The organism is Knoellia sp. Soil729, from assembly GCF_001427985.1.
In the GTDB taxonomy this organism is placed as follows: domain Bacteria; phylum Actinomycetota; class Actinomycetes; order Actinomycetales; family Dermatophilaceae; genus Knoellia.
This window is the reverse complement of sequence record NZ_LMSA01000001.1, coordinates 987,473-1,012,802: the sequence shown is the minus strand read 5'-3', so window position 1 is coordinate 1,012,802 and position 25,330 is coordinate 987,473. Positions and strand designations below refer to the sequence as shown.

Here is a 25,330-nt window from a genome sequence, read left to right as displayed (position 1 = left end):
GGTGACTAGAAGGGCAGGCGGCGCCGGACGGGCGCCAGCATCTCGTCGACCTCGGTGATCCGCATGACCTTGGCCCCGGCGACGTAGAGGACGGCCATGACGGCGCCACCGGCGGCGAGCGAGAGCGCCTGGACGACGTAGGCGCTGCCGGGGTCGGAGACCAAGCTGGCCACGGCCCAACCGCCCACACCAGCGACGACGGCGGCGACGGTGACGCGCACCCAGAGCCGGGAGACCCGGGCGAAGCCGAGCCCGTCGAGCTGCCGGCGGGCCACGACGAGGAACGCTGCGGCGGAGACGATGTTGGCGATGGTGGCCCCCGCGGCGATCGTCGCGACGACGTACTTGGCGGGCACCATCCAGGCTGCGACGGCGCAGGCAGTGAGGTTGACCGCGGTCATCACGCCCACGAGCCAGAAGTTCAGCCAGCCGTCCCCGCGGGCGAAGCAGTAGCGCTGCTTGATCGCGGTGATGCCGAACGGCAGCAGCCCGAACGCCATGAGGGCGAGGACCAGGGCGACGTCGCCGGCCTCGTCGATCCCCTTGCTCGGGATGTAGGCCGACCCGGGGAAGAGCGTCTTGGCCAGCGGCCGGCCCAGCGCGATGAAGGCCGCCGTTGCGGGGATGAGGAGCACCGCCGGGCTCGTCATCCCGCTGACGACACGCCGTCGCATCCCGGCGAGGTCGCCCTCCTGGTGGGCGCGGGACATGGCGGGGAACAGGGCGCTGACGACCGACGTCGTGATGATCGAGTGCGGGAGGATGTAGATCGTGTAGGCCCAGGCCATGACACCGTTGCCGGGCACGCCCTTGCCCATGCTGTCACTGGGCGACATGACGGCCGTGCTGATGAAGCCGTAGGCCTGCGAGATGACCAGGGCCGCGACGGTCCACCCGGTCATCTTCGACATCTCGGCGAAGCCGTAGCCGCGCCAGCCGAAGCGCGGCCGGTAGCGGAAGCCCGAGCGCCACAGCGGCCAGACGAGGCACAGCCCCTGGACGGCGATGCCCAGAGTGGTGCTCACGCCGAGGACGAGGACCATCTCGGTCGTCCAACCGGAGACACTGCCCTGCTTGCCCCACTGCCAGATGAACCAGGCGAGACCGACAATCTGGATGACGTTGGCCCAAGCGGGCGCCCACGCGTAGGCCAGGAAGTTGCCCCGTGCGTTGAGCACCTGTCCGAGCACCGAGTAGAGGCCGTAGAAGAACAGCTGCGGGACACAGATGTAGGCCATGAACGTCGTGAGGTTGACGAAGTCGGCCCCCGAGTCCGCCTTGGTCAGCCAGTCGATGATCCACGGCGTGGCGACGAGGCAGAGCAGGGTGAAGCCGCCGAGGACGAGCAGGCACAAGGTGATGAGCCGGTCGCTGAAGTCCTGCCCGCCGTCCTTGCGCATCATCGCCTTGGTGAGCTGCGGGATGAGCAGCGCCGAGATGAGCCCACCGTTGATGAGGACGTAGAGCTGCGTCGGCAGGGAGTTCGCGATCGTGAACGAGTTGTAGGCCGCCAGCACGACGACACCGGAGAGCATCGCGGTACGGATGAAGCCCAGCACGCGCGACCCGAACGTCCCGATCGCCATGATGGCGCTGTTGCGGGCGACGTCATCACCGCTCCTGCTGGCCGCGCCTTCGGGGTCGGCTTCGGCGCCCTCGGGTCGGGTCTCGGTCACGGGTGGTGCTCCCTCACGGGTGGCCTCTGGTGGGACCGCCACACTCTACGGCGCGCTCGGTCGCCCGTAGACGACGTGGATGGCGGTGTCCTCGAACCCCGCGCGGCGGTAGGTCGCGAGCGCCCGCGTGTTGTCACCGTCGACGTAGAGCTCCACCTCGGTGCATCCCTCACGGGCGAGGTGCGCCGTGCCGAGTCCCGTCAGCGGTCCCGCAAGACCACGACCCTGGTATGCCGGGTGCACGCCCACGACGTAAACCTCTCCTGTGCGTGACTCGGGTTCGCGCTTGGTCCAGTGGAAGGCCGCGAGAGGATGCCCGCCGCCATCGGAGGTGGCCGTGGTGTCCTCGACGAGGAGGAAGCCGGCCGGGTCGAACCAGTCCTGCGCCATGCGCTCCCGGAGGTCCTCGAGGGTGATCGAGCCCTGCTCCGGGTGGCTGGCGAACGCCAGTCCGTTGACCTCGAGCCAGGCCTGCTCGTCGCGGCCCGGGTCGAAGGCTCGCACCGAGAAGCCCTCGGGCAGAGGGGGATCCACGGCGTCCGTCCCGGACAGCGGTCTGCTCATCACGTGCAGCTCACGGGTCGACACCAGCCCGGTGTCGGCGGCCAGGCCCTGCGCGGCCGGCAGGTCGCCGTGGGCCCACACGCCCTGTGCCCCGCCGTCGAGCAGCTCGCCCAGCAGGGCACGCCCCACCCCCTGCCGGCGCGTCTCGGGATCGACGACGAGCTCGGCCGACCCGGGAGCATCGCGGACGGCATACCCGGCGACGGCACGGGAACCGGGCTCACCGGCATACGCAACGACGTGGGTGACCGAGGCGTGCGGTGAGGTCAGTGCGAGCCGGAACGCCTCCGAGATCGCCTCGACACCGTCGACGTCAGCGGCTCGCCCCACCAAGGCAAGGACGGATGCTGCGAGGTTCTTGGCAAGGTGCGACGACGTGTCGAGCCGGACGGCACTCATGACGGCACGACCTCGGGCTCGGCTTCCTCGGGCACGAAGCGGTAGCCGACGTTGCGGACCGTGCCGATGAGCGTCTCGTGGTCGGCGCCGAGCTTGGCCCGCAGACGGCGCACGTGGACGTCCACCGTGCGCGTGCCACCGAAGTAGTCGTAGCCCCAGACCTCCTGCAGCAGCTGGGCGCGGGTGAAGACGCGGCCGGGATGCTGGGCGAGGTACTTGAGCAGCTCGAACTCCTTGTAGGTGAGGTCCAGGGCGCGACCGCGCAGCCTGACCGAGTAGGTCGCCTCGTCGATGACGAGCACGCCGGCCGTGATTCGCACGTCGTCGGCAGGGCCACCGTCACCCTCGAGGACACGCGCGATCGCGAGCCTGATCCGGGCCTCGACCTCGGCCGGCCCCGCCGTGTCGAGCAGGACGTCGTCCACGCCCCACTCCGGCGTCAGGCCGGCCAGCCCGCCCTCGGTGAGGACGGCGAACAGGGGCGCGGACATCCCGGTCGTGCGGATGATCCGGCAGAGCGAACGTGCCATCGCGAGCTCGCGCCGGGCGTCCACCAGCACCGCGTCGGCGGCCGGAGCATCGATGAGGGCGGTCGGCTCGGCGGGAAGGATGCGAACATGGTGGCTGAGCAGGCCCAAGGCTGGCAGCACCTCGGCGCTCGGCGCCAAGGCGTTCGTCAGCAGCAACAGTCGGGCCATCCAGCACAGAATAGGTGGACATGACTGCGATCGACCTCTCTCACCGGGGCGTGAGATCCGTGACCCTGCGCTACTGGGCCGGCGCCCGAGCCGCCGCGGGGGTGGCCGAGGAGACCTTCGAGGCGGGCCCACGGGTGGGCGACGTCCTGGATGCTGCCGTGGGCGCGCACCCGGGGCTCGCCGCTGTCGTGGCCGTCTGCTCGGTGCTCGTCGACGGGCGAGCCGTCGGTCGTGAGGCCGAGGTCGAGCCGGGCACGGTCATCGAGGTGCTCCCGCCCTTCGCCGGGGGATGAGCCCATGGGTGATGACAGGATGCCGACCGTGGATGCGACCGACCCTGTAAGCGAGCCGGTGCAGCAGCCGGTCGCCGACCCGGTCGCCGAGCCGGCGGACGAGGCGGCGGCGCCCTCCGCGATCCAGCCGGTGGCGGCGTCCCGCGCGGCCCGCCGAGCACAGCGCGAGGAGCGGCGCCGGCACCCGATCATGCCGCCCATCGCGACCGAACGCCGCGTCACGCTGGTGCTTGCCACGGTCCTCTTCGCCGTCCTGCTCGCGATTGCGACCTCCGCCGACCACGCCCTGGGCGCAGCCGCAGTCGCGTGGGGCGGGGTGGCCCTGGCGTGGGGCTGGCCCGAGCTGTTGGGCTCCTCGAGCCGGTTCGGCTCGTCCTTCGCGATCGGCGTCGCCGGGGTCCTCGCGCCCGTGGTGGTCGCCTCCACCCCCGACGAGCCCTACCTGCGCAACGTCCCCGTCGTCGTGGCGCTCGCCATGCTCGTGATGTTCATGCACCAGCTGCTTCGCAAGGACGGTCGGCCACGCCTGACCCAGTCCGTGGCGGTGAGCGCGGCCGGGATCGCCATCGCGACCATCGGAGCCGCCTACGTGCCTCTCGGTCGCACCTCCGGTGGCCCGGACGTGGTGCTCATCGCCGGGATCGCACTCGCGGTCTCGTCGCTCGCCGACCTCGGCGCACCCATCGCTCGGTTGCGCCCCTGGATGGTGCCGCTCGCCGTCCTCCTCGGAGCCGGTGCCGGTGGCGTCGCCGGGCTGGTCCTCACGGACGTGGGCGGCCTCGTGGGACTCCTCCTGGGTGCGGTCGCGGCCGGGCTCGCGCACGTGACCCGCCGCGCACTCTGCACCTTGCCGCCCATCCGCGGCGTCCGCGGCCAGGTCACCGCGGCGGCGGCATCGGTCCTCGTGACGGCCGTGCCCGTCTACCTGCTGGCCCGCATCCTCGTCGGCTGACGCCGCCGCCTCGGGGAGCTGTCCGGCGCTTCAGTAGACGATCGCCTGCACGCCCGGTCGCAGGACCTCTTCGACGTATGCCGCGGCGCCACGGACCGTGGCACCCTCCAGGAGGTCGTCCGGCGTCAGCTCACGACGGGCGGCGCACTGTCCGCAGACCGTGACGGTGGCGCCGGCGAGCAGGGCGTCCCGCAGCTCGTGCAGCGGTGCACCGTGGGGCAGGGAGAGCTCCTCGGCGCGCCCGGCGACGGCCATCCAGGCGCCGTCGCCCGTGAGCCACAGGCTGACCTCGGCGCCGGCGGCGACCGCGGTGGCCGCAACGGTCAGACCCTGGCTCAGGCGTTCGAGGGCCTCGGCGCCGCAGGTGATCTTGACGACGAGCGGGCGCAGGGACGGGGGCACAGCGTCGGGCATGGGTCCTCCTCGGGTGTGCGACTACGATCCCATTCGTGGCATTCCACCTCGACACAGACCTCCCGCCCGAGCTCGCACCGCTCGCCTGGCTCATCGGCACGTGGGCCGGCGCCGGCGTCGTCGGCTACCCGACGATGGAGTCGGCCAACTTCGGGCAGGAGGTCGTGTGCTCCCACGACGGCCGCCCCTTCCTCGAGTGGCGCAGCCAGTCGTGGCTCCTCGACGAGGCCGGCGAGAAGGTCCGTCCCCTCGCCACGGAGGTCGGCTTCTGGCGCCCCGTGCCGCAGTCGCACGACGGCACCAACGTCGAGCTGCTCCTCACCCACCCGACGGGCATCGTGGAGATGTACGCCGGGCACGCCCAGCCGGCCAAGGTCGAGCTGCGCACCGACGGTGTCATGCGCAGCCCGCACGCCAAGGACTACTCCGCGGCCCACCGCATGTACGGCTACGTCCAGTCCAACCTCATGTGGGTGATGGACATGGCGGCCATGGGCCAGCCGCTCACCTCGCACCTGTCGGCAGAGCTCAAGCGCGTCGAGTAACTGGACAAGGGTCGGGTCAGGGCGTGACGGTGGCGTCGGCGTACTCGTCCATCGTGTCCGTGCGCAGGGCCTTGCCCAGGTCGGCCATACCGGGCTCGTCGAGGATGTCGATGGACCCGCCGTCGGGGGCGGTGCCGAACCCGGTGAACGGTGCGGTGATGAAGACGACGTCGGAGCTGCGGATGTTGCGCAGCGAGATGGCCTCGCTGCGCATCGTGCCCACGGACAGCGCCTTGTCGACGACGAGGTTGTCGGTCGCCGCACCGATGAACTTGGTCACCGTGACCGGGTTGGTGATGACGTCGCGGCTCAGGACCTTGAGCATGAGCGCCTTGATGAACGCCTGCTGGCGCCGGCCACGCGAGATGTCGCCCTCCGAGAGCTCGTGGCGCTCGCGGACGAAGGCCAGGGCCTGGGTGCCGTCGAGGTTGTTCCAGCCCTGCTGGATCCCGTCGCTGGACTCCTCGGCATAGACGCGTACCCCACCGACGGCGTCGGTCATGCGCTTGAAGCCCTCGAAGTCGGTCTTGGCGACGTGGTCGATCTTGACACCGAGCAGGCCCTGGAGGGTGCTCACGAGCAGGGGCGCCCCGCCGTAGGCGTAGGCCGCGTTGATCTTGTCCTTCTTGCGGCCCGGGATCTGCACGTAGAGGTCCCGGGGGAAGTGGATGAGCTGGACGGCCTTCTTGTCCTCAGGCACGTGCACGATGACGATGACGTCGGAGCGGCTCGCGGTGTCACCGGGTCGGGCGTCCGAGCCGATGATGAGGTAGTTCTCGCCGACGTCCTTCTGCGGGAGCGCGACGCTCGAACCGTCCGGCAGCGTGGCGGACGGTGCCGCCTTGGGGAGCAGGTCGTCGTGCGTGATGTTGCCCGAGACCTTCTGGTTGAGGAAAAAGAGGAAGCCGCCACCCGCCACGAGGGCGAGGGCGACAACCGAGGCCACGACGACGAGGAAGCGCCGTCCCCAGCGAGGCTTTCGTCGGGCCCGGGGCGGGGTACCGCTGTCCTCGGTGGCGAAGTCGTCTAGCACGCGGCCCAGTGTAGGTGGGCGGTCTCGCCCCGCCGGCCGACCGGCATACATTGGTGGGGTGAGTGATCTCGGCACGCGTCTGCGAGCCGCCGGCCGGCGGCTCACGCCGCAGCGCCAGCAGGTCCTCGACCTGGTGGAGCAGCTCGGCCACGCCACGCCCGAGCAGATCGTGGAGGCGGCCCCCGCCACGGACGCCGCGCCCATGGCGCTGTCGACGGTCTACCGCTCACTCGAGGCGTTGCAGGAGCTCGGGCTCGTGACGCACACGCACGTCGACCACCGGGTGCCCAGCTATCACCTCACGACGCACGCCACCCACATCCATGTCGTATGCCGTGACTGTGGTTGCGTGGACGAGGCACCCGCCGACGTGGCCGAGGAATTCGTGGCCCGTCTCGACCGTTCCCTCGGGTTCGAGGCTGACGTCACCCATGCCGCCATCCACGGCCTCTGCCGCACCTGCAGGAAGCAGTCATGACCGACACAAGCACCGCCCCCGCCCCTGTGGTTTCCCCTCTCCTCGCCCGGCCCGGGGCCGTGGCCGGCGAGGGTCTCGACGGCGGTGTGGCCGCGCACTACGGCGACCCCGGCCGTGAGCAGCGACTGCTCGACGAGGGGTTGGCCGTCGTCGACCTCTCGCAGCGCGGTGTCGTCACGGTCACGGGCCCCGACCGCCTGTCCTGGCTGCACTCGATCACGTCGCAGCAGCTCACCGGGCTGGCCCCTCGCGTGTCGACCGAGTCGCTCGTCCTGTCACCCAAGGGGCACATCGAGCATGCCCTGCACGTCGTCGACGACGGCCAGACCACGTGGATCACGGTCGAGCCCGGCACGGCGCCCGCGCTGGTGGCGTGGCTGGACTCCATGCGCTTCATGCTGCGTGTCGAGGTCGCGGACGTCAGTGAGGCGTATGCCGTGCTCGGCGAACCGCTCTCGGCCGCCAGCGCCGAGGGCGAGCCACTCGCGTGGGTCGACCCCTGGCCCCACCTCGTGGGTGACACCGCGGCCTACGGGCCGGAGGCGGGGCACCCGGGGGAGGCGCGTCGCTGGCGCGAGCTCATCGTGCCCCGCGCCGAGCTGGAGTCAGCCGTGGGCGACCGGCCGCTGGCCGGCACGTGGGCAGCCGAGGCGCTGCGGGTGGCGGCGTGGCGGCCGCGGCTGGGGTTCGAGACCGACCACCGCACCATCGCCCACGAGCTCGACTGGCTGCGCACGGCGGTGCACCTGCACAAGGGCTGCTACCGCGGGCAGGAGACCATCGCCCGGGTGCACAACCTGGGCCGCCCGCCTCGGAGGATCGTCTTCCTGCACCTCGACGGGTCGGGTCACGTCCTGCCCGAGGCGGGCGCCGAGCTGACGCTCGAGGGCCGCGTGGTGGGTCGCATCACGACGGTGGCGCGCCACTACGAGGACGGGCCGATCGCCCTGGCGGTCATCAAGCGCAACACGCCCACCGACGCCGTCCTCGCCGCCGGAACGGTCGCCGGCGCCCAGACCGTCATCGTCACCCCCTGAGTCCCACCTTCCCCGCCTGAAGTGGGTTGCTCTCACTTCGCCTGGTCGCCGCGACCACGCGAAGTGAGAGTCCGTCAGGCGAAGTCACGGGCTGGGCCCGAGCCGCCCCAGCGGTCCTGACACACTGACCGCCATGGCCCTCTCGCCCAGTTCGACGACCCTCATCACCGTCGCCCCCACAGGCGCCGAGCACGCCAAGGCGGACGTGCCCCAGCTGCCGACGACGCTCGACGAGCTGGTGGAGACCGCCCGTTCGTGCGAGGCCGCCGGGGCGGCACTGATTCACCTGCACATCCGTGACGGCGAGCACCGGCCGACGTTGGACGGTGGCCACCTCAAGGCCGCGGTCGACGCCATCCGTTCGGAGACCGACCTCATCGTCCAGCTCTCCACCGGCGGGTCGGTGCACGACCCGTTGGAGCAGCGCCTCACCGTCCTTGACGCCGAACCGGACTCGTGCTCGCTGACCTGCGGCACGACGAACTTCGGTGACGACGTCTTCCTCAACCCGTGGGGCTTCATGTCCGACCTCTATGTCCAGGCGCAGGAGCGCGAGGTCGTGCCCGAGTTCGAGCTCTTCGAGCTGGGTCATGTGCACGCCCTGCAACGGCTTCTCGACACCCACGGGCTGCCGTTCGGCGGCAAGGTCCATGTCGACTTCGTCCTCGGAGTGCCCGGCGCCATGCCCGGGACCGCGGCGGCGCTCATGGCTGGGGTCGCGATGCTGCCCGACGAGGTGACGTCGTGGTCGGCCACGGGCATCGGTCGCACGCACCTGCCCGTCCTGGCGGCGGCGCTGTCGGCCGGGGGCCACCTGCGGGTCGGGATGGAGGACAACGTGGTGTTCGCTCGCGGTCAGCAGGTGCAGCACAACTCCGAGCTCGTGGCCAGGGCGGCCGAGGTGGCGACGACGATGCAGCGTCCGCCGATGTCGACGACGCAGGCGCGCGAGCTGCTCGGCATCAAGCCGCGCTGAGAACCGACTGATTGCCCGTTTGGCCAAGTGCTCGGTGCCCTCGCAACTGGCCAAACGGGCAATCAGTCGTGCGTGGGTGCGGGGTCAGGGAGTCGGCTGCGGCTGGGGCTGGCGCTCGGCGTGGGGCTCCGGCTGGCGCTCGGCTTGGGGCTCCGGCTGGCGCTCGGATTGGGGCTGGGGCTCGGCTCGTGGCTCCGGCTGGCGGAGGGTGAGGTTGTTGCAGGCCTCGCAGGTCTCCTCGGGGATGACGCCGAGGCGCATGAGGTGACCGAACACCCAGCAGCCGGCACAGAACCCGAGGACAGACTCCAGGGTCGCGAAGAGCACGAGGACCGCGAGCAGCACTGACGCCACCGTCGTCGCCCCGAAACCGAGGGCTGCCACAGCCGCCGCCGTGCTCGTCACCAGGCCGACGGCCTGCGCGAAGCGCTTGGGTGGGCCGGGAACCATGCGGGGTGCCCCGAACCGCGGCGCGACGGCATGCACGGCCAGCCAGCCCAGCGGGCTGAAGCGGGGCCCGGCGGCGGCACGCAGCGCGAAGCCGGCCGCCAGCAGCACCGCCAGCCACCACCACTGGGTGAGCAGCGTCAGGACCCCGAGCACGACGACGCCACCGGCCACGGACCGCGCGGCCTTCTCGTTGACCGGGTTCGGGAAGCTCAGCAACTGGCGCACGGGCATAACGCAAGGTTATCTCGATACCCCACGGACGGCATACATCGTCTCTGGTTGTGGTCGACGAAGTGGAGGGTGTGGCCACGATCACGCTTGCCCCGGTTTGCATTCTGCTAACTGGAGCAAGCACAATGGATGCATGAGCCGGAACCCGCTGAACGACCTCGCCGGACTGGGCGACTACCTGCGTGAGCAGCGTCTGTCCCACCGTCTGTCGCTGCGTCAGCTCTCCGAGCTCGCCGGGATCTCGAACCCCTACCTGTCACAGCTCGAGCGCGGCCTCAAGCGCCCGAGCGCCGAGATCCTGCAGCAGCTCGCCAAGGGGCTGGAGGTGTCGGCCGAGACGCTCTACGTCAAGGCCGGGATCCTCGACGAGCACCCCGTGGCGGAGGCCAGCACCACGACCGTCCGGGACGCCATCGCCGCCGACCCGAACCTCACCGACCGTCAACGAGCAACGCTGCTCGACGTCTATGAGTCCTTCACCGGCGCGGACCCCCAGCGCTGATCCCGACGCACGAACCCTTCGTATCCGCACCACCCACCCACACCAGGAGTGAACATGGCCAGCAAGACCACCGCCAAGAAGCCCACCACCCCGCTGTTCGCCGTCGTCGGCGCCACGGACCTCGCCGTCGAGCGCGCCCGTGAGGCCCGCCTGCGCGCCGACAGGACCCGCGCGGAGCTGCGTGCGGACCTCGCGCCGAACGCCATGCAGAAGCGCGCCGAGGTCGTTATCGAGGACGTCAAGGCGTTCCCGACCAAGGCCCTCAACCAGGGTGTCGCCACGGCCGACCAGGTCGCCAAGGGCTACGAGGACCTCGCCGTCCGCGGTGAGAAGCTCGTGACCCGCATCAAGAACCAGAAGGCCACCAAGGACCTCGTCGCCCAGGCCGAGACCACCCTCTCCCTCGGCAAGGGTGCCGTCACGACCGCCCGCAAGGCCGTCCTCGACGTCCGCAGCTCCGCCCTCGCGACCTTCACCACCGGCCGCAAGGAGGCCGCCCACGTCGCCGAGATCGTCGTCGACACCGTGGCCGAGGACGCCGAGGTCGCCGCGACCGACATCAAGGCCGCCGCCAAGCGCACCCGCACCGCCGCCAAGCGCACCAGCACGACCGCGGCCAAGGGCGCCAAGCGCACCACGACCTCCGCCAAGGCCACGACGACCTCCGCCAAGAAGGCCGCTTCCTCCACGACCAAGGCGACGGCCAAGGCCGCTGACAAGGTCGGCGACTGAAGGATTCCCCCGCGGACCTAGTCTGGGGGGCGTGAGCGCCTCCCAGACTTCCCGCACCCCTGCTGTCCTCGACGCCGCTCCGGTTCTCGCGCAAGCGATCCGGGGCGGCTTCGTCGAATCCGTCCACCGGGCCAGCGTCGCCGTGACCGCGGCCGACGGCTCCGTGGAGCTGGAGCTCGGCAACGCGACGGACCCGGTCCTCCCGAGGTCCTCCAACAAGCCGGTACAGGCCTTGGCCATGGTGCGCAGCGGGCTCGACGTCGCGCCCCGCCACCTCGCGCTCGTGAGCGCGAGCCACTCGGGCGAGGACTTCCACCTCGAGGCCGTGCGCGAGATCCTCGACGGCGCCGGCCTCACGGTCGCCGACCTCCAGAACACCCCGGACTACCCGGTCGATGACCAGGCCAGGCTCGAGTGGATCCGCGCCGGGCACGAGAAGGAGTCCCTCGCCCAGAACTGCTCGGGCAAGCACTCCGGCATGCTCGCGACGTGCGTCGCGGCAGGTTGGGACCACACGACATACCTCGAGGTCGACCACCCGCTTCAGCGGGCGTGTGACGCGACGCTGGCGGAGCTCGCGGGCGAACCGGTCGCCGCGACCGCGATCGACGGGTGCGGGGCTCCCGTCATGGCCATCTCCCTCGCGGGCCTGGCCCGGGCGTTCGGGCGCATCGCCAGCGCTGCACCCGGCACCGACGAGGCGCGCGTCGCCGACGCCATCCGCAGCCACCCCGAGTACCTCGGTGGCAGCCGCCGCGACGTCACGACGTTCATCCAGCGCACCCCGGGCGCCATCGCCAAGGACGGCGCGGAAGCCGTGTATGCCGTGGGGCTGGCCGACGGCCGCGGCATCGCCCTCAAGGTGGCCGACGGCGGGCAGCGGGCTCGCACCGTCATCCTCGCCGCCGTGCTTCGCCGGCTCGGTGTCGAGACGGGCGCCCTGCAGGCGCTCGAGGACGCACCCATCCTCGGGCACGGCGAGCCGGTGGGCTCCGTCGTGGCCGTCGGCATCTGAGTGCGCGCTGTCCTCCAGCGCGTCCAGCGCGCCGCGGTGCTCGTCGAGGGCGAGACTGTGGGTGAGATTCGCGAGCCGGGCCTGTTCGCGCTCGTGGGCGTCGGGCACGACGATGGTGACGCCGACGTCGAGCTCATCGCTCGCAAGATCGCCGACCTGCGGCTGCTCGACGGCGAGCAGTCGGTCACCGACGCCGACGCGCCGGTGCTCGTCGTCAGCCAGTTCACCCTCCTGGCCGACACCCGCAAGGGGCGCCGTCCGTCGTGGAACGCCGCGGCCCCCGGCGATGTCGCCGAACCCGTCGTCGCCCAGGTGGTCGAGGCACTGCGGGCGCGCGGCCTCACCGTCGCCACGGGCCGGTTCGGCGCCCACATGGAGATCGACCTCGTGGCCGATGGCCCGGTGACGATCGTCGTGGACTCCTCCGCACCGTAGGCTGGCTCCATGTTCGGAATCGGCGGCGCGCAGTACTACGTGACCCTCCTGCTCACCATCGGTGCGCTCGCGATCGAGGTGTTCGCGTTCATCCATGCCCTCCGGACCCGCCCCGACGCCTTCGTCGCGGCTGGCAAGCGCACCAAGAACTTCTGGCTCGCCGTGACCGGAGTGGCCGCGCTGCTCGGGTTCGTCTCGCTCGGCGGCCTCGGCATGCTCGCGATCATCGGCGTGGTCGCGGCCGGGGTCTACCTCGCCGACGTCCGCCCCGCCGTCGAGTCCGTCCAGGGTCGCGGCAGCAGCTCCCGACAGGGTCCCTACGGACCCTGGTGAACCCGACCTGACCGCGGCGCCACGGCGTCCCAGGCAACGGTGAGCTCGCCCAGCCGCCACCGTGACGGGCCGTCAAGGAGAGGCCATCCGCTGTCGCGCAGGGCTTGCGCTGTGGCCAGGAACCGTTGCCGCACACCGTATGCCGCGTGGCTGGCACTGCGTTCCCAGTGTCGGTCGAGGTCCGCCAGGTAGTCGTGGACGGGCTCGCCGGGGACGTTGCGGTGGATGAGCGCCTTGGGGAGCCGCTCGGCGATCGTCGACGGTGTACGCAGCCCGCGCAGGTGCCAGGAGAACGTCAGGCTGACCGCGCCCAAGGGCTCGACCGCCACCCACGTCGCCAGCCGGCCCAGCTCGTCACACGTCCCGTCGACAAGAAGGCCGTCCGGGGTGAGGCGCTCACGCACCGCGTCCCAGGCGCCGGGCACCTCGTCCTCGGGGTACTGGCGCAGGACGTTGAAGGCGCGCACCACAGTGGCTGAGCGTCCGTCGAGCGGCACCTCGAACCCGCCTCGGCGGAAGGTCAGGCCCTCCCGCTCCAGCGCCTTCCCCGCAGCCACCCGTTCTGGGTCGATCTCGATGCCGACCACCTCGACGTCGGCGCGCACTCCGCGCAACCGGTCGTGCAGCTCGACGGCCGTGACGGGTGAGGCGCCGTACCCGAGGTCGACGACCACCGGAGGTGCGGCGGACCGGCGCAGCCGCCAGGACGCGGGTCCGGCGAGCCAGCGGTCGCACCGGCGCAGACGGTTGGGGTTGGTCGTTCCCCTGGTGATCACCCCGACCGGTCTCGTCCTCGCCACCGGCCCAGCGTACGAGCCGCCCGTCGCGCCTCGGGTGCACGCAGCCAGCGATCAGTCGTTCCCCGTCGGCGCCCGTAGGCTGCAGGCGTGCGCCAGTGGGGAGTACGCGGTCGCGGCCGCGACGTCAGTCGGAGCATGGTGGCCATCGTCGTCTCCGTGTCGGCGGCCCTCGCCCTCGGCCTGACCACATGGGTGCCGGTGCTGCTGCGCACCGACATCGGCCTCGTGCGCGTCGACCCCGGCCTCCTCACCGTCGACAAGGGCGCTCGCGGCATCGCCACCTTGGGACGCGGCTACACCGTCGCGGCCTACAGCTCCGGCTTCCGGGTGTCGGCCTCCTCCGGGCCGCTTGTCGACACGGTCACGCGCGGGTCGCCCGTGAGCGCTGTTCTCGGCGAGCTCGCTCCCGGCAAGAACCATCCGGTCGAGCACGCCGACGCCACCCTCGACCACGTCCGCATCGGGCAGGTACGCATCGAACCCGGCCGCGCGGCATACAGCGGAGAGGTCTATGACAGTGCCGACGGCAAGGAGCGCGCGCTCCCGCTGCGCCTCGTCTTCCTGCTCACGACCGCCGGCGTGCACGTCACCGCCCACGTGCAGGGAGCCGACGCCGTCGTCGTGCACCTCGACTCCATGCCGGCCACCACCGGGCTGGGCGGTGCGCTCCCGGACCGCAACCTGCGCACCAAGGGGTGGTGGCTCGAGGACTCCCTGGGGGAGCAGCGCGCCCTCACGTCGGCTCGGCAGGCCGTCGTCGGCATCGGTCCGGCGACTCGCGACCGCGCGGTGGACCTGCGTCCGGACGGTCGGCTCGACGTTCACGTGTGGGGCAACCGGGCCACTCTGACGCTGAGCGGTGTGCCACGCCCCGGATGAGGCGTGCGTGTCAGACTGGCTGGATGACGAGCGACGAGCCACGCAACCGCCGCCGCCGGGTCGCGATGGTGTCGGTGCACACGTCCCCCCTCGCCCAACCGGGCACCGGAGACGCGGGCGGCATGAACGTCTATGTCCTCGAGACGGCAAAGAGGCTGGCGCGCAGGGGGATCGACGTCGACATCTTCACCCGTCGGACCACTGCATCGGACGCACCCGTCGTCGAGGTCGAGCCGGGGGTGGTCGTTCGCCACGTGGCCGCCGGCCCCTACGAGGGACTCAACAAGGAGGACCTGCCCGGGCAGCTCTGCGCCTTCGCCGCCGGGATGATGCGGGTGGCCGCCCATGCCCCCGAGGGGCACTACGACCTCGTCCACTCGCACTACTGGCTGTCCGGACAGGTGGGCTGGCTGGCGGCCGACCGCTGGGACGTGCCGCTCGTGCACACCATGCACACGATGGCCCGGGTCAAGAACCTCCACCGCGCCGAGGGCGACGCAGAGGAGCCGCGTGGCCGCGAGATCGGTGAGGCCCAGGTCGTCGACGCGGCCGACCGGCTCGTCGCCAACACCATGGACGAGGGTCGCGAGCTGGTCGAGCTCTACGGCGCGGATCCCCAGCGCGTCGACATCGTCCCGCCGGGCGTCGACCTCGACGTGTTCCGGCCCGGTGACCGGTCGGAGGCCCGTCGTGCCGTCGACGTGCCCGACGACGCCGTCCTCCTGCTCTTCGTCGGCCGCATCCAGCCGCTCAAGGCCCCGGACCTCCTGATCCGGGCGGCCGCGATGCTGATCCGCCGCGACCCGTCGATGCGCAGCCGGCTCGTCGTGGGCATCCTCGGTGGCCCGAGCGGAGGCGCCGTGCGCAGCCCGATGGCTCTCGACCGCCTCGCCGTGGACGAGGGGGTCGCCGACAACGTGCGGTTCGTCGAGCCCACCGACCGCGACACCCTCGCAACCTGGATGCGCGCTGCCGACGTCGTCACCGTGCCCTCGCACAACGAGTCCTTTGGGCTCGTGGCCGTCGAGGCTCAGGCCTGTGGCGCCGTGGTCGTCGCCACCAGGGTCGGCGGCCTGCCCACAGCCGTCGGTGACGCCGGCCTCCTCGTGGAGGGGCATGACCTCCATGCCTGGGTCGACGCCATCGAGTCGGTCATCGACAACCCCAAGCTGCGGGCCGACCTCTCGGCGCGTGCCGCCCGCCGCGCCCGCGGGTTCGCCTGGGAGGTGACCGCGGAGCGGCTGGCCGGCGTCTACGAAGCCGCGCTCGCAACCCCGCGCAGGGCCTCGATCAACGACTCGGACGCACTGACCGGCATACCGACGGCGGTGATCCCGTGAACACTCAGCGCACGGAGCTCGCGCACACGATCGAGACCTTCCTCGACGACAGTGAGATCGAGTGGGAGGCCGGTGCCCGCGACGGTGAGTTCGTCGTGACGCTGCCCGGCGAGAAGAAGCTGAGGACGGTCGTCTCACTGGTGGCCGGCTCGGACCTGTCCATCTCGGCCTTCGTCATCCGCAACCCCGACGAGAACCACGAGGCGTTCTACCGCAGCCTCCTGCGGCGCAACCTGCGGCTCCCGGGGATGGCCTACGCGATCGACGGCAGCGGCGACGTCTACATCACCGGCCACGTGCCCGCGTCGGGCGTCGACGCCGACCAGCTCGACCAGATCCTCGGCGTTGTCCTCGAGGCCGCGGACGCGCCCTTCAACGAGCTCCTCGTCATCGGCTTCCTCACCTCGATGCAGAAGGAGTGGGACTGGCGGGTCTCGCGCGGAGAGTCGCTGCGCAACCTCGACGCGTTCCGTCACCTGCTCGACAAGTCCTGACCGGGACCCACGAGCCCGCCCGTTGCGTCTGCGGATGCGGTCGCCAGATCGACCATCGACGCAGACGCAGCGCGGTCTTCACTAGGGTGGCGGGCATGGCACACACCTTGATCCTGCTGCGTCACGGCCACTCCGAGTGGAACGCCAAGAACCTCTTCACCGGGTGGGTCGACGTCGACCTCAACGACCAGGGACGTGAGGAGGCAGTGAACGGTGGGCGGCTGCTCAAGGAGCGCGGTGTGCTGCCGACCGTGGTCCACACCTCCGTGCTGCGTCGCGCGATCACGACGGCCAACCTCGCGCTTGACGCCGCCGACCGCCACTGGATCCCGGTGCGCCGCGACTGGCGCCTCAACGAGCGTCACTACGGCGCGCTGCAGGGGCTCGACAAGGCGGCGACCCGCGAGAAGTACGGCGACGAGCAGTTCATGCTCTGGCGCCGCTCGTTCGACACCCCGCCGCCGCCCATCGAGGTCGGGTCGGAGTTCGACCAGAGCGACGACCCGCGTTATGCCGGCATCGACGTGCCGCGCACCGAGTGCCTCAAGGACGTCATCGAGCGCTTCATGCCGTACTGGGACGGAGCGATCCGCGACGACCTCAGTGCGGGGGAGACCGTGCTCGTCGTCGCCCACGGCAACAGCCTGCGGGGCCTGGTCAAGCACCTCGACGGCATCTCGGACGAGGACATCGCTGCCCTCAACATCCCCACCGGCCAGCCCCTGGTCTACGAGCTCGGCGACGACTTCATGCCCACCAAGCCGGGGGAGTACCTCGACCCCGCCGCTGCCGAGGCCGCCGCTGCTGCGGTCGCGAACCAGGGCCGTTGAGTCAGGGCGCCGCAAGCTGCGCGGTGCCCGGGGCCGCCGGCCACGTCCCGACGAAGGACCCGTCTGCGCCCCGGACCTCCATGGCGTACTCCTGCTCGAGGACCGCGTTGTCGACGCCGACCTCGAGGCGGGCGACGCCGTCCCGGACCGGTGCCGTGTCCGAGGTCGGCCACACAGTGGGCCGGGGCGAGACCGCGCGAACTGTGCTGCCTCTCGGGGCCAGCACCCACGCGGTGAGCCCAGATCCGCTGCGCCTGCCCGCGGTGGCGAGGATGACGGGTCGCACCTCGGCTGTCGCGGCGGCCACCGGGTTGAGCCGCTCCACGTCCCACGAGCTCGACTGGTTCGCCGACTCGCTCCGGACGACGACCGTGCGCAACACCTGACCACCGGGGAGGGTGCTGAGGACGACCTGGACGCTCGAGCGCGCACCCGCCGGCGCGTCGCCCGTGACGCGAGAGGCGATCTCGGACGGGACCTCACCGCGCCAGGTCGTGCGCGTGTCGACCTCGGCGGGGTCGAGCACCATCGCGTGCGCCACCTCCTCGTCCACCTCGCGGTCCTCGAGAGCGGCCAGGTCGTCGGCACCGCAGGGATCGCCGCACGGCGGTGCCGTGCTGGGGCGGTCCTCGTCACCGAACGTCAACCCGGGGCTGCCGATGAGCCCGCCGACCCGCACCAGGCTGAGCGGGACCGACGTCGATCGTCCGACACCGCCGGTGAGGCTGATCGGGCGCCATGACCGGCTGACCGCCCCATCGAGCGCGATCGCCGGTGTGCCGGACACCTCGGCCGAGGTGAGCCCAGGGGTGGTGAGGACGACGAGCGCTCCTTGCCCCGACAGAGTGATGACGTGGTCCGACCCGAGCTCGGAGAGGGAGACGCTGCTCGTGGTCGAGAGCGCGTCGACGGCTGACCCGCGTCTGCCACTGACCAGGGTGAGCTGGCCGCCGGCCGTCATGAGGGCGACCCTGGTCTGCGCGACGTCCTCGACGAAGATCGTGCGCCCGTCGAAGCGCTCCTCGATCGCCCGGACGAGGGCGTTGTCGTCAGCCAGCGCCCCGCGCACCGGCCACGAGCCGATCGAGCGCCACAGCGTGCTGTCGGCTGCGGGCAACGGCTCCCGCGTGGCCGGTGCCGTGACTCCTGGCCCGTCGCGGAGCTGCGTCGTGAGGGCCGGCAGCCCCACGGCCAGGGCCGCGACCGCCACCAGTGAGGCGGCTGCGACAGCGCGCCGACGGCGGCGAGAGGATGTGACGGCCGTGTGGACCCTCGCATAGGGGTCGCTCTCGCGGGACTCCACGGAGGCGGCACGGGCGGCCAGGGCCTCCCGCAGCTCGGTCTCGAGGCTCATCTCAGGCTCCGTTCGTCTGCAGGCTGCTCGCGGGCACGGCGGGTCCGGTCATCGCGAGGCGCAGCCGGCCGAGACCACGCGAGGTCTGGCTCTTGACCGAGCCCACCGACATGCCCAGGGCCTTGGCGGTCTCGCTCTCCGAGAGGTCCTCGTAGAACCGCAGCACAATGACCGCCCGCATCCGTGGTGGCAGGGTGGAGAGCACCCTGACGAGCTCGTCGCGGCTGTCCACGACCGCATAGGCGTCCGCCTTGCCCGAGTCCGTGACCGACGGGACCTCGCCGAGGTCCTCGGGGACCCGACGACGCCGCCACCACGAGCTCGACTCGTTGCTGACCGCAGCCCGGGTGTAGGCGTAGGGGGAACCTTCACGGGAGACGCGCGACCAGTGGCGGTGGACCTTGACAAGGGCCTGCTGCACAAGGTCCTCGGCGCGCCCGACGTCGCCGGTGAGCAGGTAGCCCACGCGCACGAGGCGGGACCACTCGTGCGTCACGAACTCGGCGAACGCCGCTTCGTCTTCGTCCACGTCGCCATCCTCGCCCTCGCAGGAACCCGTCACCCTGAGAAACGCGAGTTCGGGGGCAAAGGTTGAGTGGCACGGCATACGAGAAACGTCCGCAGGGCTGGTGGGGTTGGCGACCAACCCTGCGGACGCAGGTGGGGGTTGCCGGGGAGGGCCGTCAGGGGGTCTTGGTCTCCGGGAAGGCCTGGTCGTCCTCGTCGTCCTCGTGGCTGGAGCCGTTGTCGACGCCCTTCTCACCGGTGACGAGGAAGACGACGCGGCGCGCGACCGACACGGCGTGGTCACCGAAGCGCTCGTAGTAGCGGCCGACCAGCGTGAGGTCCACGGTCGTCTCGGTCGGGTGGTTCCACGAGTCGGCCGCGAGGCGCTCGAAGAGCCGGCGGTGCAGCTCGTCCATCGCGTCGTCGTCGCGCTCGATCTGACGGGCGGCCTCGACGTCACGGGCCGCGATCACCGAACCCGCCTTGGTGACGATGCGCTCGGCCACCTGCCCCATCTCGAGGATGATCGACCGGAGCTCGGGGGGAACCGCGGAGTTCGGGTAGCGCAGCCGAGCCACCTTGGCGACGTGCCGGGCGAGGTCGCCCATGCGCTCGATGTCCGAGCTCATCCGCATCGACGTGACGACCATGCGCAGGTCGGTCGCGACCGGCTGCTGGAGGGCGAGCAGGTCGAACGAGAGCAGGTCGAGCTCCTCGCGCAGGGCGTCGATCTCGATGTCCGCACCGATGACCGACTCGGCGAGCTGGACATCGGCGTCGAGGAGCGCCGTCGTGGCCCGGGACATCGCCGAGCTCGCGAGTCGAGTCATCTCGACGAGCCCTTCGGTGACCCGGTCCAGCTCCTCGTGAAATGCCTTGCGCATGTGCTCCCTCTCAGACGGTGACGGCGCCCTCCGGCCCGGCGGGCGCGCAGACGTGAAGCGGCGACGTCGGCAGCGTGGCACGCGGTGGTGAATTCCCGTCAGCGCCAAGGTGAACATCTGTCTCCCTCCTCCCACGCGGCCGGGTGAGAGGTCGGGAGCGCCCTGTGGGCCCGTCTACGCTGGCAGCGTGGATGCGACGGTTGCGGGAACACTGGGTGGCGGCCTGGGGCTCGTCATCGGTGCCGTGGCCGTCGCAGCCAGCAGGTTCAGCGAACGCACCCTCAAGACCATCCCGCCGAGCGCCCCTCCACCCCTGCCCGCGGGAGTGAGTGACGTCCTGGCGGTGCTCCGCTCGGTCGCCATCGTCCTGGACTCCTCGGACGCCGTGGTCAACAACTCCGCCTCGGCCGTGAGCCATGGCCTCGTGCGCCACGGGGAGCTCGTCCACACCGAGCTGCGCCAGCTTGCCCGTCAGGTCCGCCGTGACGGCGAGATCCGCGAGGTCGAGCTGGAGCTCTCGCGTGGCTTCGGGTCGACGACCAACACGCTGATGAAGGCCCGCGTCGCCCCGTTGGGTGCCCCTCACATCCTCATCCTCGCCGAGGACCACACCCACGCCCGCCGGGTCGAGGAGGTCCGACGCGACTTCGTGGCCAACGTGTCGCACGAGCTCAAGACCCCGGTCGGTGGCATCGCCCTCCTCGCGGAGGCGGTCCTCGACGCGCGCGACGACCCCGAGGCGGTGTCGCGCTTCGCCGCCCGCATCCAGGTCGAGTCGACGCGGCTCACCCGCCTCGTCAAGGAGATCGTCGACCTCTCCCGCCTCCAGGTCGCCGACACCCTGCACGAGCCAGAGCTCGTGCAGATCCCACAGGTTCTCGCCGAGGCCGTCGACCGGGTGCGGGTCGCCGCCGACTCGCGCCAGATCACCCTCGAGGCCGCCGCCGACGAACGCGCCAGCGTCTTCGGTGACGCCGAGCTGCTCGCGACCGCAGTCGCCAACCTCGTGTCCAACGCCGTGAACTACTCCGAGGCCGGCACCCGAGTGGCCGTCGCCGCCCGTCGGGTCGGTGACACCGTCGAGATCACCGTGTCCGACCAGGGCCAGGGCATCCCGGAGATGGAGCAGAGCCGCATCTTCGAGCGCTTCTACCGGGTCGACGCCGCCCGCTCCAGAGCCACCGGTGGCACGGGCCTGGGGCTCGCCATCGTCAAGCACGTCTGCGCGATCCACGGCGGCGACGTGGCGGTGTGGAGCGAGGAGGGCCACGGTTCCACCTTCACCATGAGACTTCCTGCCGCCTCCGTCCGGGGTGCGGCAGACTCCGACCGACCGGCGGTCGGCACGGCACAAGGAGAGCAGCCAGGATGACCCGCATTCTCGTCGTCGAGGACGAAGTGTCCTTCTCGGACCCCCTGTCCTACCTCCTGCGCAAGGAGGGCTACGAGGTGAGTGTGGCCGAGAACGGCAACGACGCCCTCACGGACTTCGACAGTGCCGGGGCAGATCTCGTGCTCCTCGACCTCATGCTTCCCGGCCTTTCCGGCGTGGACGTATGCCGTGCGCTCCGCCAGCGCTCCAACGTCCCGGTGATCATGCTCACCGCCAAGGACAGTGAGATCGACAAGGTCGTCGGCCTGGAGCTCGGCGCCGACGACTACGTCACCAAGCCCTACTCCTCGCGTGAGCTGCTCGCCCGGATCAAGGCGGTGCTGCGCCGGCTCAGCGAGCCCGAGGAGCTGCTGCCGGCGACGCTCGAGGCCGGTCCCGTCCGGATGGACGTCGAGCGCCACGTGGTGACCGTCGGTGGCGCCGCGACGCAGCTGCCGCTCAAGGAGTTCGAGCTGCTGGAGATGTTGCTGCGCAACACCGGTCGCGTCCTGACCCGGATGCAGCTCATCGACCGGGTGTGGGGCAGCGACTACGTCGGCGACACCAAGACCCTCGACGTCCACGTCAAGCGGCTGCGCGCCAAGGTCGAGCCCGACCCTGCGGCGCCGCGGCACATCGTCACCGTGCGCGGGCTGGGCTACAAGTTCGAGGCCTGACCGAACCCGCGTACTGACTGCCCGTTCGGCGTGCCGAACGCGCAACCAGTGGCGCGGACCCACTGGCCGAACGGGCAACCAGTGGTCCTGTGCGGCACGCGAGAGCCCACCGGCGCACGGTCGCGCACGGTGGGCTCCCGGCATACGGAAGGGCTCGGTCAGCTGGTGGGGGTCGCCGAGGGGCTGGCGGACGGGCTGGCCGAGGGGCTGGCGGACGGGCTGGCCGAGGGGCTGGCGGACGGGCTGGCCGAGGGGCTGTCCGAAGAGCTCGGCGAGGGGCTCGCTGCGTAGCCCTTGTAGTAGTTGTTGGGGGGCAGAACCGGCACGGTGAGCAGGTTCTGCCCGGTGCCTGGCGTGGTGACCTGCAGCTGCAGCACGTCGCCCGGCTCGGCCTTCACGGTGGGCAGCGAGGACGACCCGCCCTCGCCCAGGCTGACGGAGGAGTGACGAGGGACGGTGACCTTGCCGCCCGGGCCTCCCTCGCTGGCGAAGGCGACGTCCATGTCCTCGTTGCCCGTGTTGACCAGCTGACCGGTGATGTTGCCCGACTGGCCGTCGGCCCTCGACACGACGACGAGGCCGCGCACGTCCAGGTTGCCGAAGGTGGCGTTCTCGCCGTCGGCGGCCCGGTAGGCGACGTCGGTCTGCATGGGCGAGAAGACGGCGCAGCCGCCGAGCAGGGTGCTGCCGAGCGCCGCGGCCGCAAGGGTCGCGCGCAGGCGTTGGCGGGGAGTCGTCACAAGTGCGGTCGTCACGTGGGACAGCGTAGCGATCAGCGGTCTTCGGCGTGTGCGCAGGAGTGCCCGCGAGGCGGGTGGGGCCCGACGGGCACGGACCGCAGGCACGCGAACGACGATGTGTCAAGCCCCAGTTTCGCTGCCGCCCAAGGGTTTTCACCGTCCTGACCTGCAGGTATGCCGTTGAGCAGGATTCCGTGTGTCGCTCTCGGCGTGTTAAACTTGCACTCGCGAAAGGGGCAAGTTGCATATGGTTTTCAAGGTCGGCGAAACGGTCGTGTACCCCCACCATGGGGCTGCGCGCATCGAAGAGATCAACAAGCGCACCATCAAGGGCGTGGAGAAGCTCTACCTGAAGCTCAAGGTGGCCCAAGGAGACCTCGTCATCGAGGTCCCCGCCGAGAACTGTGATCTGGTCGGCGTGCGTGACGTCGTCGACAAGGCCGGCCTCGAGAAGGTCTTCGAGGTGCTGAGGGCCCCGTTTGCCGAGGAGCCGACCAACTGGTCACGTCGCTTCAAGGCCAACCTCGAGAAGCTCGCCTCGGGTGACGTCATCAAGGTCGCCGAGGTCGTGCGCGACCTCTGGCGCCGTGACAAGGACCGCGGCCTGTCCGCCGGCGAGAAGCGCATGCTCTCCAAGGCTCGCCAGATCCTCGTGTCCGAGCTCGCGCTGGCCGAGAAGACGGACGAGGACAAGGCCGAGACCATCCTCGACGAGGTCCTCGCGTCCTGAACGCAGGTGTCATCCTCGTTGCCGCTGGACAGGGCACGAGGCTCGGGGCAACGCAGCCCAAGGCATTCGTCCGCGTCGCGGGCAGCACGGTCATCGAGCACGCCGTCTCGCGCGCGTTCCAGGCTGCGGACATCACCCAGATCATCATCGTCGCGCCCGCCTCCCACCTCCGGGAGGCGGGCGCGCTCGTGTCATCTCATGCTCGCGCCGACGACATCTCGGTCGTCGCCGGCGGGGTGGAGCGCACGCACTCGGTGTCGGCCGGGCTCGCGGCCCTGCGAGCCAACATTGAGGTCGTGCTCGTCCACGACGCCGCCCGCTGCCTGGCCCCCGCCTCCCTCTTCGACCGCCTCGTGGCGGCGGTGCGCGACGGGCGCGATGCGGTCGTGCCCGGTCTGCCCGTGACCGACACCATCAAGCAGGTGGACGGCGACGGTCGTGTCGTCGCGACGCCGGACCGCTCCAGCCTGCGGGCCATCCAGACACCGCAGGCCTTCCGGCGCGCCGTCCTCACGAGAGCGCACGGCTCCGGCGCCGAGGCCACCGACGACGCAGCCCTCGTCGAGCTGCTCGGCGTCACGGTGGAGGTGCTCGAGGGCGACGAGCTCGCCTTCAAGATCACCACTGCGGCCGACCTCGCGCACGCCGGCCGTATCCTCGGTGCGTGAGCCAGAGACCCGTCGCCCTCGTCACCGGAGGTGGCACCGGCATCGGTGCCGCAATCACCCGCAGGCTCGTCGAGGACGGGTATGCCGTCGTCATCGCCGGCCGTCGACGTGACCCCCTCGAGTCCCTTGCCGCAGAGCTGGGCGAGTCCGTGTCCGTGCTCCAGCTCGACGTCACCGATGCCCAGGGCGTCGCCCCGTCGGTTGGCTCGCTCGAGCGGCTCGATGTCCTCGTCAACAACGCGGGTGGCGCGATCGGCGTGAGCTCCGTCGAGGACGGCGACCTCGCCGAGTGGGAGGCCATGTATGCCTCCAACGTCCTCGGGACCGTGCGCGTGACCCAGGCTGCGCTGCCGCTCCTGCGGCGCTCACCGCGCGCCACGATCGTCAACATCAGCTCGATCGCGGGGGAGCGTGTCTATGCCGGCGGAGGCGGTTACACCGCGGCCAAGCACGGGGAGTCGGCCGTCTCCGAGACGCTGCGACTCGAGCTCAACGGCACCCACGTGCGGGTCGTCGAGATCCGCCCGGGCATGGTGCACACCGAGGAGTTCTCCCTGACGCGCCTGCACGGTGACCGGTCGGCGGCAGACAAGGTCTACGAGGGCGTCGACCGACCCTTGGTGGCTGACGACGTCGCCGCCTGCGTCGCGTTCGCCGTCGGGCTGCCGCAGCACGTCAACATCGACACCCTCGTCGTCAAGCCGGTGGCGCAGGCCGCGCCACACCTGCTGCACCGCGGACCCATCGACTGGCAGGACGGGTCGTGACGCGAACGGCGTTGCCGCGCACGGGGATCGGTGTCGACGTCCATGCCCTTGCTCCGGAGGGATCCGATCGCCAGCTGTGGGTCGCGGGACTGCACTGGCCGGGTGAGAGGGGCCTGGACGGCCACTCCGACGCCGACGTCGCCGCCCACGCGGCCTGTGACGCCCTCTTCTCGGCCGCCGGGATCGGTGACCTGGGCCAGCACTTCGGCACCGGTCGGCCGGAGCTGGCCGGGGCGTCCGGCGTCGCGCTCCTGGCGGAGGCGGCGCGGCTCGTGAGGGAGACCGGCTACGAGATCGGCAACATCGCCGTCCAGGTGGTCGGCAACGGTCCCAAGGTCGGCCCGAGGCGCTCAGAGGCAGAGCAGGCGCTGTCCGCAGCGTGCGGCGCTCCGGTGTCGGTGAGCGGCACGACCACCGACGGACTGGGGCTCACCGGCCGCGGCGAGGGGGTCGCCGCCATCGCCACGGCGCTGGTCGTTCCCGCCACCTGACACGCCACCTGACACGCCGCCTGCGCTGCGCAGG

32 protein-coding genes are annotated in these 25,330 nt (G+C 71.1%); 21 read left to right on the top strand and 11 right to left on the bottom strand.

From position 1 onward, the window contains the following. Positions 1-5 precede the first annotated feature (5 nt). Genes murJ through ASG74_RS04610 form a run of 3 tightly spaced genes read right to left on the bottom strand, consistent with a single transcriptional unit; the run spans position 6 to position 3,337 of the window. Positions 6-1,676 carry a murein biosynthesis integral membrane protein MurJ gene (gene murJ, locus ASG74_RS04620; RefSeq protein ID WP_056139387.1) on the bottom strand — a complete coding sequence of 557 codons (1,671 nt, stop codon included), beginning with the start codon at positions 1,674-1,676 and terminating at the stop codon, positions 6-8. Positions 1,677-1,721: 45 nt separating this feature from the next. Continuing rightward, entirely contained in the window at positions 1,722-2,639 is a 918-nt protein-coding gene (mshD, locus tag ASG74_RS04615) for a mycothiol synthase (protein WP_056139384.1), read from the bottom strand. Beyond that, entirely contained in the window at positions 2,636-3,337 is a 702-nt protein-coding gene (locus tag ASG74_RS04610) for a winged helix-turn-helix transcriptional regulator (RefSeq protein WP_056139383.1), read from the bottom strand. The genes mshD and ASG74_RS04610 overlap by 4 nt, the downstream gene beginning before the upstream one ends. A 20-nt stretch (positions 3,338-3,357) precedes the next feature. On the opposite strand from ASG74_RS04610, the gene ASG74_RS04605 reads away from it, so the two are divergent. Together ASG74_RS04605 and ASG74_RS04600 are read left to right on the top strand one after the other, a co-directional pair. After that, positions 3,358-3,630, top strand: a complete 273-nt coding sequence (locus ASG74_RS04605) for a MoaD/ThiS family protein (RefSeq protein ID WP_056139380.1) — start codon at positions 3,358-3,360, stop codon at positions 3,628-3,630. 4 nt (positions 3,631-3,634) lie between these two features. Beyond that, positions 3,635-4,582: a hypothetical protein gene (locus tag ASG74_RS04600; protein ID WP_056139379.1), complete on the top strand. Its 948-nt coding sequence runs from the start codon at positions 3,635-3,637 to the stop codon at positions 4,580-4,582. Between the two features lie 30 nt (positions 4,583-4,612). On the opposite strand, the gene ASG74_RS04595 is transcribed toward ASG74_RS04600, so the two are convergent. Beyond that, positions 4,613-4,996, bottom strand: coding sequence for a DsrE family protein (locus ASG74_RS04595; protein ID WP_056139377.1), 384 nt, complete (start codon positions 4,994-4,996; stop codon positions 4,613-4,615). A gap of 35 nt (positions 4,997-5,031) precedes the next feature. Here ASG74_RS04595 and ASG74_RS04590 point away from each other — a divergent pair, with 35 nt between their 5' ends. Then, on the top strand, positions 5,032-5,541 hold the full coding sequence (locus ASG74_RS04590; protein WP_056139375.1) for an FABP family protein: 510 nt from the start codon (positions 5,032-5,034) through the stop codon (positions 5,539-5,541). 16 nt (positions 5,542-5,557) lie between these two features. Here ASG74_RS04590 and ASG74_RS04585 read toward each other — a convergent pair whose 3' ends face one another. Beyond that, positions 5,558-6,574 (bottom strand): LCP family protein, encoded by a 1,017-nt coding sequence (locus ASG74_RS04585; protein WP_056139372.1) that lies wholly within the window; start codon positions 6,572-6,574, stop codon positions 5,558-5,560. A gap of 58 nt (positions 6,575-6,632) precedes the next feature. On the opposite strand from ASG74_RS04585, the gene ASG74_RS04580 reads away from it, so the two are divergent. The 3 genes from ASG74_RS04580 to ASG74_RS04570 all read left to right on the top strand — a co-directional run bounded on the left by ASG74_RS04580 (position 6,633) and on the right by ASG74_RS04570 (position 9,065). Continuing rightward, the gene (locus ASG74_RS04580) at positions 6,633-7,052 is read left to right on the top strand and encodes a Fur family transcriptional regulator (RefSeq protein ID WP_056139370.1); all 420 of its coding nucleotides are present in this window, start codon (positions 6,633-6,635) and stop codon (positions 7,050-7,052) included. Next, positions 7,049-8,089, top strand: a complete 1,041-nt coding sequence (gene ygfZ / locus ASG74_RS04575; RefSeq protein ID WP_056139368.1) for a CAF17-like 4Fe-4S cluster assembly/insertion protein YgfZ — start codon at positions 7,049-7,051, stop codon at positions 8,087-8,089. Before ASG74_RS04580 ends, ygfZ begins: the two co-directional genes overlap by 4 nt. A gap of 133 nt (positions 8,090-8,222) precedes the next feature. Then, on the top strand, positions 8,223-9,065 hold the full coding sequence (locus tag ASG74_RS04570) for a 3-keto-5-aminohexanoate cleavage protein (RefSeq protein WP_056139367.1): 843 nt from the start codon (positions 8,223-8,225) through the stop codon (positions 9,063-9,065). A gap of 84 nt (positions 9,066-9,149) precedes the next feature. On the opposite strand, the gene ASG74_RS04565 is transcribed toward ASG74_RS04570, so the two are convergent. Next, on the bottom strand, positions 9,150-9,746 hold the full coding sequence (locus tag ASG74_RS04565) for a DUF4395 family protein (RefSeq protein ID WP_082569498.1): 597 nt from the start codon (positions 9,744-9,746) through the stop codon (positions 9,150-9,152). Positions 9,747-9,879: 133 nt separating this feature from the next. Here ASG74_RS04565 and ASG74_RS04560 point away from each other — a divergent pair, with 133 nt between their 5' ends. The 5 genes from ASG74_RS04560 to ASG74_RS04540 are packed head-to-tail and all read left to right on the top strand — an operon-like array spanning position 9,880 to position 12,763. After that, a complete protein-coding gene (locus tag ASG74_RS04560; RefSeq protein WP_056139364.1) occupies positions 9,880-10,248 on the top strand; it encodes a helix-turn-helix domain-containing protein in 369 nt (122 codons plus the stop codon). Between the two features lie 54 nt (positions 10,249-10,302). Beyond that, entirely contained in the window at positions 10,303-10,980 is a 678-nt protein-coding gene (locus ASG74_RS04555; RefSeq protein WP_235498803.1) for a hypothetical protein, read from the top strand. A gap of 31 nt (positions 10,981-11,011) precedes the next feature. Next, positions 11,012-11,995 (top strand): asparaginase, encoded by a 984-nt coding sequence (locus tag ASG74_RS04550; protein ID WP_056139360.1) that lies wholly within the window; start codon positions 11,012-11,014, stop codon positions 11,993-11,995. Beyond that, positions 11,996-12,430, top strand: a complete 435-nt coding sequence (gene dtd / locus ASG74_RS04545; protein WP_056139359.1) for a D-aminoacyl-tRNA deacylase — start codon at positions 11,996-11,998, stop codon at positions 12,428-12,430. A gap of 9 nt (positions 12,431-12,439) precedes the next feature. Further along, complete coding sequence (locus ASG74_RS04540; RefSeq protein ID WP_056139356.1) at positions 12,440-12,763, top strand: DUF2516 family protein; 324 nt, start codon at positions 12,440-12,442, stop codon at positions 12,761-12,763. Here ASG74_RS04540 and ASG74_RS04535 read toward each other — a convergent pair. Next, complete coding sequence (locus ASG74_RS04535) at positions 12,748-13,563, bottom strand: class I SAM-dependent methyltransferase (protein WP_056139354.1); 816 nt, start codon at positions 13,561-13,563, stop codon at positions 12,748-12,750. The genes ASG74_RS04540 and ASG74_RS04535 overlap by 16 nt on opposite strands. Positions 13,564-13,650: 87 nt before the next feature. On the opposite strand from ASG74_RS04535, the gene ASG74_RS04530 reads away from it, so the two are divergent. The 4 genes from ASG74_RS04530 (at position 13,651) to ASG74_RS04515 (ending at position 17,106) form a co-directional block, all read left to right on the top strand. Then, positions 13,651-14,442 carry a hypothetical protein gene (locus ASG74_RS04530; RefSeq protein WP_156465276.1) on the top strand — a complete coding sequence of 264 codons (792 nt, stop codon included), beginning with the start codon at positions 13,651-13,653 and terminating at the stop codon, positions 14,440-14,442. 23 nt (positions 14,443-14,465) lie between these two features. Then, positions 14,466-15,782 (top strand): D-inositol-3-phosphate glycosyltransferase, encoded by a 1,317-nt coding sequence (gene mshA, locus ASG74_RS04525; protein WP_056139350.1) that lies wholly within the window; start codon positions 14,466-14,468, stop codon positions 15,780-15,782. Then, the gene (locus ASG74_RS04520; RefSeq protein WP_056139348.1) at positions 15,779-16,276 is read left to right on the top strand and encodes a YbjN domain-containing protein; all 498 of its coding nucleotides are present in this window, start codon (positions 15,779-15,781) and stop codon (positions 16,274-16,276) included. The genes mshA and ASG74_RS04520 overlap by 4 nt, the downstream gene beginning before the upstream one ends. 95 nt (positions 16,277-16,371) lie before the next feature. Continuing rightward, a complete protein-coding gene (locus ASG74_RS04515) occupies positions 16,372-17,106 on the top strand; it encodes a phosphoglyceromutase (protein ID WP_056139346.1) in 735 nt (244 codons plus the stop codon). Position 17,107: 1 nt separating this feature from the next. Here the strand turns inward: ASG74_RS04515 and ASG74_RS04510 are convergent, their stop codons facing one another. The 3 genes from ASG74_RS04510 to phoU form a co-directional block, all read right to left on the bottom strand. Continuing rightward, the gene (locus ASG74_RS04510) at positions 17,108-18,460 is read right to left on the bottom strand and encodes a hypothetical protein (RefSeq protein ID WP_056139345.1); all 1,353 of its coding nucleotides are present in this window, start codon (positions 18,458-18,460) and stop codon (positions 17,108-17,110) included. Position 18,461: 1 nt separating this feature from the next. Continuing rightward, a complete protein-coding gene (locus ASG74_RS04505) occupies positions 18,462-18,989 on the bottom strand; it encodes a SigE family RNA polymerase sigma factor (RefSeq protein ID WP_056139343.1) in 528 nt (175 codons plus the stop codon). A 154-nt stretch (positions 18,990-19,143) separates the two neighbouring features. Further along, the gene (gene phoU / locus ASG74_RS04500) at positions 19,144-19,851 is read right to left on the bottom strand and encodes a phosphate signaling complex protein PhoU (RefSeq protein ID WP_056139341.1); all 708 of its coding nucleotides are present in this window, start codon (positions 19,849-19,851) and stop codon (positions 19,144-19,146) included. Between the two features lie 187 nt (positions 19,852-20,038). Here phoU and ASG74_RS04495 point away from each other — a divergent pair, with 187 nt between their 5' ends. Beyond that, entirely contained in the window at positions 20,039-21,223 is a 1,185-nt protein-coding gene (locus tag ASG74_RS04495; protein WP_056139339.1) for a sensor histidine kinase, read from the top strand. Beyond that, positions 21,220-21,900 carry a response regulator transcription factor gene (locus ASG74_RS04490; protein ID WP_056139336.1) on the top strand — a complete coding sequence of 227 codons (681 nt, stop codon included), beginning with the start codon at positions 21,220-21,222 and terminating at the stop codon, positions 21,898-21,900. The genes ASG74_RS04495 and ASG74_RS04490 overlap by 4 nt, the downstream gene beginning before the upstream one ends. Before the next feature lie 158 nt (positions 21,901-22,058). On the opposite strand, the gene ASG74_RS04485 is transcribed toward ASG74_RS04490, so the two are convergent. Beyond that, positions 22,059-22,655: a hypothetical protein gene (locus ASG74_RS04485; protein ID WP_156465275.1), complete on the bottom strand. Its 597-nt coding sequence runs from the start codon at positions 22,653-22,655 to the stop codon at positions 22,059-22,061. A 232-nt stretch (positions 22,656-22,887) separates the two neighbouring features. On the opposite strand from ASG74_RS04485, the gene ASG74_RS04480 reads away from it, so the two are divergent. The 4 genes from ASG74_RS04480 to ispF are packed head-to-tail and all read left to right on the top strand — an operon-like array spanning position 22,888 to position 25,296. Beyond that, the gene (locus ASG74_RS04480) at positions 22,888-23,370 is read left to right on the top strand and encodes a CarD family transcriptional regulator (protein ID WP_056139333.1); all 483 of its coding nucleotides are present in this window, start codon (positions 22,888-22,890) and stop codon (positions 23,368-23,370) included. Continuing rightward, complete coding sequence (gene ispD / locus ASG74_RS04475) at positions 23,367-24,038, top strand: 2-C-methyl-D-erythritol 4-phosphate cytidylyltransferase (protein ID WP_082569495.1); 672 nt, start codon at positions 23,367-23,369, stop codon at positions 24,036-24,038. Before ASG74_RS04480 ends, ispD begins: the two co-directional genes overlap by 4 nt. Next, positions 24,035-24,805, top strand: coding sequence for an SDR family NAD(P)-dependent oxidoreductase (locus ASG74_RS04470; protein ID WP_056139329.1), 771 nt, complete (start codon positions 24,035-24,037; stop codon positions 24,803-24,805). The genes ispD and ASG74_RS04470 overlap by 4 nt, the downstream gene beginning before the upstream one ends. Then, positions 24,802-25,296, top strand: a complete 495-nt coding sequence (gene ispF / locus ASG74_RS04465) for a 2-C-methyl-D-erythritol 2,4-cyclodiphosphate synthase (protein WP_056139327.1) — start codon at positions 24,802-24,804, stop codon at positions 25,294-25,296. Before ASG74_RS04470 ends, ispF begins: the two co-directional genes overlap by 4 nt. The last annotated feature ends 34 nt before the right edge of the window (positions 25,297-25,330 follow it).